Annotated in this window: 1 protein-coding gene; it reads left to right on the top strand. The window is 64.4% G+C overall.

Features of this window, described 5'->3' with window-relative positions; translation table 11 throughout:
- A partial coding sequence (locus NCR39_RS29235; protein WP_250456282.1) for an enoyl-CoA hydratase/isomerase family protein occupies nt 1–432 on the top strand: 432 nt, incomplete at both ends.

Below are 432 nucleotides of genomic sequence, written 5' to 3' on the forward strand. Positions count from 1 at the left end.
CTGATGTTCAACGCGAAGCCCGTCGTCGGCGCGGTGCATGGCTTTGCCGTCGGCGGCGGCTTCGAATGGATGCTCAATTGCGACATGGTCGTGGCGTCCGACGATCTCGTCGCGTTCTTTCCGGAGATGGCGTGGGGCCAGTTCGTCACGGGCGGCGTCACGCATTTGCTGCCGCAGGCGCTCGGCCATCAACGCGCAATGGAATTGTGGCTGCTCGGCGAGCGGCAAAGCGCGCAATCGCTGATGTCGATGGGACTCGTCAATCGCGTCGTGCCACGCGACGCCATGCTCGATACGTCGATCGCGCTGGCCTCACGCATCGCGGAGCAATCCCCGGGATCCATCGCGCGGCTGAAGCGCCTCGTCACCACGCAATTGAGCGAATCGCTCGCACGGAGTCTCGAACTCGAGTTCGACGCGACGATCGACGCC

The sequence above is a fragment of the Caballeronia sp. ATUFL_M2_KS44 genome (genome assembly GCF_023630965.1).
Lineage (GTDB): Bacteria > Pseudomonadota > Gammaproteobacteria > Burkholderiales > Burkholderiaceae > Caballeronia > Caballeronia concitans.